The sequence below is a fragment of the Nakamurella sp. genome, assembly GCF_048594475.1.
Lineage (GTDB): Bacteria > Actinomycetota > Actinomycetes > Mycobacteriales > Nakamurellaceae > Nakamurella.
In genome coordinates, this window is record NZ_JBMDXT010000573.1 from 1 (window position 1) to 8,821 (window position 8,821).

Consider the following 8,821-nt stretch of genomic DNA (forward strand, 5'->3'; position numbering starts at 1 on the left):
GCCCCGCCAGCACCAGGCCGATCACGTTGGCGACCACCGACGCCTGATGGTCGTAGTAGAGGATGACGGACAGGTTGCCCAGGACGCCGACGACGGCCACCACGACGGCGATCGTGCGGGCCCAGCGGTGACCCACCCACAGGTAGTAGGCGACGGCTGCGTACCCCAGGATCAGCACGGCCGGGGCGGTCACCGCCGCCGTCTTGGCATCCATCGGCGCGGCCGCCGCGATCACCGCGGCCGCGACGGCCACGAGCACCTGGACCACGACGATCACGACGGCGAGGACGACCGTCACGGGGCGGGGAGCGGGCATGGCGGATCCTTCCGGCGGGTGCAATGAGTGACGGGTGGTGACCGGAAAGTAAGCGGACCGCCGCGCGGCCGACCTCGTCCCATCCGGGTGATCCCCGGCCCCCGCCCGACTGTCGGAGGCCGGTGGCAGGCTCGGGGCCGGCACCGCAGCACCCGACGTGACCTTCCAGGAGGGCCAGTGACCGCAGCCGCACCCCCCGGGCCACCCCCGGTGACCCCCGACTGGACCGCCCTGCTTGCCGCCCAGCTGTCCTGGCACTGGGACCGGCAGGCTCGACCCCGCCTGGTCGGGTTGACCGACGAGGAGTACTTCTTCGAACCGGTGCCCGGCTGCTGGTCGGTGCGGCCCGCCGGCGCCCCGGCCCCGACCGCGTTGATGGGCTCCGGCCCGATGCAGGTGGACTTCCAGCCCGATCCGGCGGAGCCGGCCCCGGTGACCACGATCGCCTGGCGGCTGAGCCACCTGGTCGTCGGCGTCTTCGGCGATCGCAACGCGCGCTACTTCGGCGGTCCGCCGATGGACTACCTGTCCTACGCCTACCCGGCGAGCGCGGCGGGTGCGCTGGCCGACCTCGACGCCGGCTACGAACGATGGCTGGCCGGGATCGCCACACTGGGTCCGGCCGACCTGGCCGCGAACTGCCGGGAACCGGGGTTCGAGTCGGAGTCGATGGCGGCCCTGGTCCTGCACATCCACCGGGAGGCGATCCATCACCTCGCCGAGATCGCCCTGCTCCGCGACCTGTGGGCGCACGGGTTGCGATCGGCGCCGGCCGGCTGACGTCCCGGGCGACCGGTCGGTGCCGGCACCTGCCCGGAACCGGCCGGAATAGGATGGCCGGCGTGTCGACCGCGTCCCTGGCCCTGACCTTCCCGCTGGCCGTCGTGTTGTTGCTGCCGGCCGCCCTCTCCGGCATCGTCGGCCTGCGCGGCCGCGCCGGGGCGCTGACCCGGGACGGGCGGATGGGCGTGCGCACCCCGGCCAGCATGGCCAGCGACGAGGCGTTCGCGGTCGCCAACCGGGTCGCCGCCCCCGTCGCGCTCGGCGCCGCGGCGGTCGCCGCGGTGATCGCGGTGCTGATCCTGGTGCTGCCGGTCTCGGCCGCCGTCGCCGTCATCCTGTTCCTGGTCGGCCTCGCCGCGGTCTTCGCGCTCCTGCTCGCCGCCTGAACGCTTGGCTACCGTGCCGCCCGGCACGTTCCGCTGCCCGCCCGCAAGCCCGGCGCCGACGGCGGAGCCGGCTGTGGCGGATGTGGCTGCGGGTGCGGCGGCTGCAGCAAGCTCACCCGCAGCACCGCGCCGGCGGCCGATCCCGCGTCCTGACCCTTCCCGGGCGCCGGCGGCCTCAGTTCCGGGTGGGATCGTCCGGGTGGTAGGCGAGCAGGGACATCGGGTAGGGCTGGCGCCGCAGCACGCTGAACCACAGGTCGGTGCGCGGTCCGGCCAGCACGTCGTCCGGCAGCCCCGGAACGACGGACCAGGACCCGTCGACGATCTCGTCGACCAGCTGGTCGGCGTCCCAGCCGGCCCGGCCGGCGTAGATCCGGATGCCGCGCAGCGATTGCGAGATGACCGTCGGGTCGCTGTCGAGATCGACCAGCACGACCGGCCCGGTGACCCCGACCACCCCGGACACCCGGCGCGGGTCCGTCCCCGTCCGGCACACCCCCAGGCACATCGCCGCGGACGTCTGCACCGGCCCGCCGGCGAACACGGCGTGCGGGCGGGCGGTGTGCGAGGCCCACGTCGGCAGCACGTTCTGCACGGCCGTCTCGCTGGGCCGGTTCAGGATCACCCCGACGGTGCCCTCGTCACTGTGCGCCACGAGATAGACGACGGTGCGCCGGAAATTGGGATCGCGCAGCCCCGGGGTGGCCACCAGCAGCATCCCCGCCCGGAGCGAATCGATCTCCCTCATCGCCGACCATTGTCCGTTCGACGGCGGCGGCGCGCGCTCTGAATCGATGGGCCCGCCGCCAGGTGGGAATCTCCCTCGGTTCGCGCGTACCGTTCGAGCGTGACCGCAGGACCGCCGACCCCGGTGACCGGCCCGGCCGCACGCCCGTCGGTGCGGGGCCTGCGCCACCTGCTCAAGGTCCGTGGCCTGCGCCGCCTGGTCTACGTCCGCCTGCTCAGCTCGTTCGGCGACGGCGCGTTCCAGGGAGCGCTGGCGGTCCTGGTGCTGTTCAGCCCCGAGCGCAAGTCCGACCCGGCCGAGATCGCCGCCGGCTTCGTGGTGTTGCTGCTGCCCTACTCCGTGGTCGGGCCGTTCGCGGGGGCGCTGCTGGACCGGTGGAGCCGCCGGCGGGTGATCGTCTGGGCGAACCTGATCCGATGCCTGCTGGTCGGGCTGGTCGCGGTGCAGATCGCGGCCGGGCTGCCGAACATCATCCTGTTCGTCACCGCCCTGCTGATCATGGGCGTCGGCCGGTTCGTCGGGTCCGGGCTCTCGGCGTCGATGCCGCACACGGTCGCCCAGGATTCGCTGGTCGGCGCCAACGCGCTGGCCACCACGTCGGGCGCGATCGCCACCGCGGCCGGCGGCGGCTACGCCATCGCGCTGCGCGGGCTGCTCGGCGACTCCAACGGCCGGGTGGCCATCGTCACCGCGACGGTGCTGCTGTTCTACCTGGCCGCGGCCCTCATCGCGACGCGGTTCCGGCTGATGGAGCTGGGCCCGGACGAGACCGACGAGCCGGCGCAGACCATGCGGGCGGTGCTGCAGGGCTTCGCCAGCGGCCTGCACCACGTGATCGCGCGCCCCACCGTCGGGCTGGCCGTGCTCGTGGTGATGGCCGTCCGGTTCAACTTCGGCCTGTGCACGATGGTCGTCCTGCTGCTGTTCCAGAAGTACTTCACCGAGCCGTTGTGGGTGCTGCGGCCCGGCGCCACCGGCATCGCCGAGGTCCTGGCGGTCGGCGCCCTCGGCGTGTTCTCCGGGGCCGTGGTCACCGCGCCGGTGGTGCGCCGGCTGGGCCGCACCCGGTGGCTGGTCGTCCTGCTGACCGTGGTCGCGGTGCTGGTGCTGATCTTCGGCAGCCGGTTCACCATCTGGTCGACCCTGGTGACCACGTTCGCCGTCGGCTTCGCCTACCAGTCCAGCAAGGTCTGCATGGATTCGGTGGTCCAGGCCGACTCCGACGATGCGTACGTCGGCCGCGTCTTCGCGCTCTACGACACGGCCAACAACCTGGCCTACGTGTCGGCGTTCTGCCTCGGCGTGCTCATCGTGCCGCCGGCCGGCAACGGGCTGGGTGCCGTCGCCCTGGTCGCCGTCATGTTCATGATCACCGGCTGGGGCTACGGGGCGGGGATGCGCCGCCTGAGCCGGCGGCCCGCCCCGGCCGATCTCGTCGCTCGGGCCGCCACGGATGGTCCGGTCGAACTGACCGACCGGGGTGCGCCCACGCCCGGCGACCGCGCCGGCGGCTGAGCGGGCGCAGGACGGGCGGGCGTCCGGACGGCGGCCGGCTGCCGTCGGACACCCGTCACATCACGCGGACATCACACCGCGCTGCCGCTCCCTATACTTCGCGCGTGGGGGGCGAGGGGCTGGAACCGGGCGACGAGATTGCCGGTTACCGGGTGGAGCGAAGCCTCGGGGCCGGTGGCATGGGCATGGTCTACCTGGTCCTGCAGCCCAGCCTGGGCAAGCGGTTCGCCCTCAAACTGCTGCCCTCGTTCCTGTCCCGCGAGCCGGAGTTCGTCGGGCGCTTCGAGCGGGAGATGCAGACCGTGTCCCGGCTGGAGCACCCGAACATCGTCGCCACGACGAACGCCGGCACCACCGACGGGCTGGTCTGGTACACGATGACCTTCGTCCGGGGGACCGACGCCGCGGAGGCCATCCGGTCCGCGCCCGGCGGCCTGCCCCCCGACCGGGTCACGGGCATCGTGGACGCCGTCGCCGACGCCCTGGACTTCGCCCACCGCCAGGGGGTTGCCCACCGGGACGTCAAGCCGGGCAACGTGCTGCTCGCGGACGACGGGCGGGTCTTCCTCACCGACTTCGGGATCGCCAAGGTGGTCGGCGAGACCTCCTCCATGACGACCTTTCAGCCGTTCACCGCCGACTTCGCCTCCCCCGAGCAGGTGGCCAACGAACCGGTCGGGATCCGGACCGACGTCTACTCGCTCGGGGCGACCGCACACGCGCTGCTCACCGGCTCGGTGCCGTTCCCCGGCGACTTCACGGCCAAGGTCTACGGCCATCGGCACCTCCCGCCCCCGCAGCCCAGCGCCGTCCGGCCCGGGTTGCCGCCCGGGGTCGACCGGGTGATCGCCACCGCGATGGCCAAGAATCCGGCCGACCGGTACCGCACCTGCGCGGAGTTCGCGGCCGCCCTCCGCCACTCGTTGGCGCCCGCGGCCGCCACCCGGGTCGCGCCCGGTGCGGAGGGCCCGGCGCCCGGCGGCGCCCTCGCGGCCTCCCGGCCGGCCGCGGGACCGCCCGGGCGACCGTCCAGCCTCCCGGCGCCACCCGCCCCCCCCGAGCCGTCGTCCTGGAAGCCGGGCAACCGGGGCCGGAAGTGGATCGTGGTCGCCGCGGCGGCCGCCCTGCTGCTGGCCGGGGGCGGGTACGTCATCCGGACGTCCGGGAGCCAAGTGGGCCAGTCGACCGCGGCTCCGGACGCCTCGGCCAGCCGGAGCTCGACCGCCGGCGCGGACGCCGGGGCCACCCGACCCTCCCGGGCGCCGACCGCGCCGACCTCGGCGACCTCGGTGACCGTGGCGACCGCGCCGACCGAGGCGACCACGCCGACCGAGGCGACCTCTATGGGAATCCTGCCGACGACCACCGCCGGCACGACCGGCGTTCCATCGCCGCTGCCGGTGGTGCCGCTGGAATCGCTGCTGCGCCCGGCCCCCGCGAGCCGGTCCGGGACCTCCGGCGGCGTCCCGGTGGCCGGCGCCGCCGCCACCGAGCTGGGCCCCCGGAACTGCCCGAACGGCACCCGGCAGTTCACGGTCGACGTCGGCGCCGGGCTGCAGCGGATCACCGGCACCTTCCTCATGTCCGACGACGCCGATCCGGACACCCGGACCCTGGTCACGGTGACCGCCGACGGAGAACCGGTCGCCGAGCAGACCGTCGCCCCGCAGTCCGGGGCGACGATCGACGTCGACGTGACCGGCGTCCGCGACCTGACCATCGACCTAGCCACGGCCGGCTCCGGCACCTGCGGCGCGGCCGGTTACCTGATCTTCCTCACCAACGCTCAGGCCTACCGATGAGCGGACCGCCCCGGAGAGTGGAGCTCTGCCCATGAAGTTCGCCGCCCGTCTCGTCGCGATCGGGCTGCCGGTCGCCCTCCTGCTCGGCGCCTGCGGGTCCGGGGGCACGGCCACGCCGGCTGCGGTGTCCACCCCCTCGTCGGCCGAGGCCGCGCCGGCCTCGTCCGCGGTACCGTCCTCGACGCCCGCGACCACCACCCGGCCGACGACGAGCTCGCCGACCAGCTCGGTGGCCGCGCCCAAGGTCATGCCGGACTACACCGGCCAGTCGCTGTCCGCGGCCCAGGCCGCCCTGGCGCCGTACAACGTCCGGATCAAGACGGTCAACCGCATCGACAGCCAGCCGGCCGGCACCGTCATCGAGCAGGACCCGGTGGCCGGCGCCCCGTTCGCCCAGCTCGTCACGCTGACCGTCTCCACCGCGCCGGCCGCGGTGCCCGACGTCACCGGCCAGACGTACGCCGACGCCGAGGAACGCCTGACCAAGCTCGGCTTCGAGGTGAAGGAGAACCCGATCTTCGACCAGAAGCTGGCCGACGGCCTGGTGCAGGGCCAGAATCCGCCCGCCGGGACGGCCAACACCGCCGAGGTCACCCTCGACGTGGTGCGCCGGCCGGTGGTGACCTACCTGGCCGACATGGAGGCGGTCGACCGGGAGAACTACGAATCCTTCAACTCCGGAAGCGCCAAGGCCAACGGCAAGTCGTACAGCCACGCCGTGGCCATCGCGCCCTACGCGAACGGCAACCCCGGCACGATCGAGTACGACTTCTCCCGGCAGTACCGCACGCTCACCGGGGAGCTCGGCCTGGGCGACAAGTCCGACAGCGCCGCCGTCGGCAAGGTGGAGATCTACGGCGACGGCCGCCAGTTGCTTGCCCAGGACGTCCCGTTCGGCACGACGACGCCCGTCGACGTCGACGTCACCGACGTGCTCCGGATCAAGATCGTCTTCTCGACGGTGGACGGCCGCAGCACCATCGTGTTCGGCGACTTCGCCGCCCAGGGCCTGCAGTCGGAGGTCGGCAGCTCCGGGTCGGCCACGCCGACCAGCACCAGCCGCTGACGTGCACCGCCGGGCCGCACGCCCGGCGACCGCCATGCCCCGCCGCCGCGCGGCGAGCACCGGCGGGCGGCCGGGTCACTGGACGATGCCCTCGCCGCGGGCCCAGTCCAGCAGCGCCGCCTCGGCGGTGTCCCGATCGAGCGGCCCCCGCTCGAGCCGCAGCTCCTTGAGGTGGGACCACGCCCGGCCGACCAGGGGGCCGGGCGGGATGCCCAACAGCTCCATGATGGCGTTCCCGTCGAGGTCCGGCCGGACCCTGGCCAGGTCCTCGGCCGCGGCGATCTGCGCGATCCGCTCCTCGAGGGAGTCGTAGGAGCGCTGCAGGGCGGCCCGCCGGCGGGGGTTGCGGGTGGTGCAGTCGGCGCGCACGAGCTTGTGCAGCCGGGACAGCAACGGGCCGGCGTCGGTGACGTACCGGCGGACCGCCGAATCCGTCCAGACGCCGGTGCCGTAGCCGTGGAACCGCAGGTGCAGGAAGGTCAGCTGGGCGACGTCGTCGATCAACGCCTTGGGCATCCGCAGCGCGCGCAGCCGCTTGCGGGCCAGCTTGGCCCCGACCACCTCGTGGTGGTGGAAGCTGACCCCGCCCCCGGACTCGAACCGGCGGGTCGCCGGCTTGCCGATGTCGTGCATCAGCGCCGCCCACCGCAGCACCAGATCGGGCCCGTCGGCCTCCTGGGCGATGGCCTGTTCCAGCACGGTCAGGGTGTGCTCGTAGACGTCCTTGTGCTGGTGGTGCTCGTCCCGTTCCAGTCGCAGGGCCGGCAGCTCGGGCAGGATGCGATCGGCCAGCCCGGTCTCGGTGAGCAACCGCAGACCGTCCACCGGGTGCGCCCCCAGCAGGAGCTTGTCCAGCTCGGCGCCGACCCGCTCCGGGGTGATCCGATCGATCTCGCCGGCCATCGCGGTCATCGCCGCGACCACCCGGGGGGCGGGGTGGAAACCCAGCTGGGAGACGAAGCGGGCCGCCCGCAACATCCGCAGCGGATCGTCCCGGAAGGAGTGCTCGGGCGTCCCCGGGGTGTCGAGCACGCGGTCGGCCAGCTGGCCCAGGCCGCCGAACGGGTCGGCGAACGCGTGGCCGGGCAGCGACACGGCCATCGCGTTGACGGCGAAGTCGCGGCGCAGCAGGTCGCCCTCGAGGGTGTCGCCGAAGGTGACCACCGGGTTGCGGGTGTCCCCGTCGTACAGGTCCGACCGGAACGTGGTGATCTCCACCCGGAAACCCGACTTCGCCGCGCCGACCGTGCCGAACTCGATCCCGGTCTGCCAGATGCTCTCCGCCCAGCCCTTGACCAGCGCGAGCACCTGCTCGGGACGCGCGTCGGTGGTGAAGTCGAGGTCGTCCTCGAGCCGCCCGAGGAGGGCGTCCCGCACCGATCCGCCGACCAGGTGCAGCTGATGCCCGGCGGCGGCGAAGCGGGCGCCGAGCTCGTCGGCGACGGGGGCAATGCGCAGCAGGTCGGCCACCGCGGTCCGCTGCAGCGCGGACAACCGGCCACCGCCGGACGGGGACGCCGGCTGCGGGGGACGCGGCGAACTGGACACGACGGGCCAGTCTATCGACCCGGCGGCCACCGCCGGACCGGTCGGCCCACCCGGCGGCCGGCCCGGTCGGCGTTCCGCCCGGTCACCGGCGGTGTTGCGGGCGTGTGACGGCGGCGCCGGTCCCGCGTTCGGTGCCGCGTTCGGCCGGGGGTGCCGCACTACCATCGGCCCATGCCTCCCGCCCGCCGCCACGTGCCCGGGCCGGCCCGACCCCGCCGCCCGGCGGACGAGACGTCCGCGGGGGGCCTGGTCATCCGCACCCTCGACGGCACCGCGTCGGCGGCCCTGATCGGCCGGCTGGCCCGGCGCGGGCGCCTGGGCTGGTCGCTGCCGAAGGGGCACGTCGAGGCCGGGGAGACCCACGAGGAGGCCGCGATCCGTGAGGTCGCGGAGGAGACCGGCATCAGCGGGCGGATCACCGCCCGGCTCGGCAGCGTCGACTACACGTTCGTGGCCGAGGGGCGCCGGATCCACAAGCGCGTGCACCACTACCTGATGGTGGCCGTCTCCGGCGAGCTCTCCGACGCCGACATCGAGGTCACCGAGGTCGCCTGGGTCCCGCTGACGGATCTGACCACCCGGCTGGCCTACGCCGGCGAGCGACGCCTGGTCCGGCGGGCGGTCGAACTGCTGGCGGACACCGCGTGACGCCTCGGC

General features: G+C 74.0%; 8 protein-coding genes and 1 pseudogene. 6 read left to right on the top strand and 3 right to left on the bottom strand.

The window, feature by feature from the left end; all coding sequences use genetic code 11:
* A pseudogene (locus ACOJUF_RS25610) lies at positions 1-316 on the bottom strand (hypothetical protein); the annotation flags it as partial.
* Positions 317-493: 177 nt separating this feature from the next.
* Here ACOJUF_RS25610 and ACOJUF_RS25615 point away from each other — a divergent pair.
* Together ACOJUF_RS25615 and ACOJUF_RS25620 are read left to right on the top strand one after the other, a co-directional pair.
* Positions 494-1,096: a DinB family protein gene (locus ACOJUF_RS25615; protein ID WP_420124629.1), complete on the top strand. Its 603-nt coding sequence runs from the start codon at positions 494-496 to the stop codon at positions 1,094-1,096.
* Between the two features lie 62 nt (positions 1,097-1,158).
* A complete protein-coding gene (locus ACOJUF_RS25620; RefSeq protein ID WP_420124630.1) occupies positions 1,159-1,485 on the top strand; it encodes an SdpI family protein in 327 nt (108 codons plus the stop codon).
* A gap of 175 nt (positions 1,486-1,660) precedes the next feature.
* Here ACOJUF_RS25620 and ACOJUF_RS25625 read toward each other — a convergent pair whose 3' ends face one another.
* The gene (locus ACOJUF_RS25625; protein ID WP_420124631.1) at positions 1,661-2,233 is read right to left on the bottom strand and encodes a YqgE/AlgH family protein; all 573 of its coding nucleotides are present in this window, start codon (positions 2,231-2,233) and stop codon (positions 1,661-1,663) included.
* Between the two features lie 99 nt (positions 2,234-2,332).
* Here ACOJUF_RS25625 and ACOJUF_RS25630 point away from each other — a divergent pair, with 99 nt between their 5' ends.
* From ACOJUF_RS25630 to ACOJUF_RS25640, 3 genes are all read left to right on the top strand, one after another.
* Positions 2,333-3,748 carry an MFS transporter gene (locus ACOJUF_RS25630; RefSeq protein WP_420124632.1) on the top strand — a complete coding sequence of 472 codons (1,416 nt, stop codon included), beginning with the start codon at positions 2,333-2,335 and terminating at the stop codon, positions 3,746-3,748.
* Positions 3,749-3,852: 104 nt separating this feature from the next.
* Entirely contained in the window at positions 3,853-5,550 is a 1,698-nt protein-coding gene (locus ACOJUF_RS25635) for a protein kinase domain-containing protein (RefSeq protein ID WP_420124633.1), read from the top strand.
* A gap of 31 nt (positions 5,551-5,581) precedes the next feature.
* Entirely contained in the window at positions 5,582-6,616 is a 1,035-nt protein-coding gene (locus tag ACOJUF_RS25640; protein WP_420124634.1) for a PASTA domain-containing protein, read from the top strand.
* 75 nt (positions 6,617-6,691) lie between these two features.
* Here ACOJUF_RS25640 and ACOJUF_RS25645 read toward each other — a convergent pair whose 3' ends face one another.
* Positions 6,692-8,164 carry a CCA tRNA nucleotidyltransferase gene (locus ACOJUF_RS25645; protein WP_420124635.1) on the bottom strand — a complete coding sequence of 491 codons (1,473 nt, stop codon included), beginning with the start codon at positions 8,162-8,164 and terminating at the stop codon, positions 6,692-6,694.
* A 171-nt stretch (positions 8,165-8,335) separates the two neighbouring features.
* On the opposite strand from ACOJUF_RS25645, the gene ACOJUF_RS25650 reads away from it, so the two are divergent.
* Positions 8,336-8,812 carry an NUDIX hydrolase gene (locus ACOJUF_RS25650; RefSeq protein ID WP_420124636.1) on the top strand — a complete coding sequence of 159 codons (477 nt, stop codon included), beginning with the start codon at positions 8,336-8,338 and terminating at the stop codon, positions 8,810-8,812.
* The last annotated feature ends 9 nt before the right edge of the window (positions 8,813-8,821 follow it).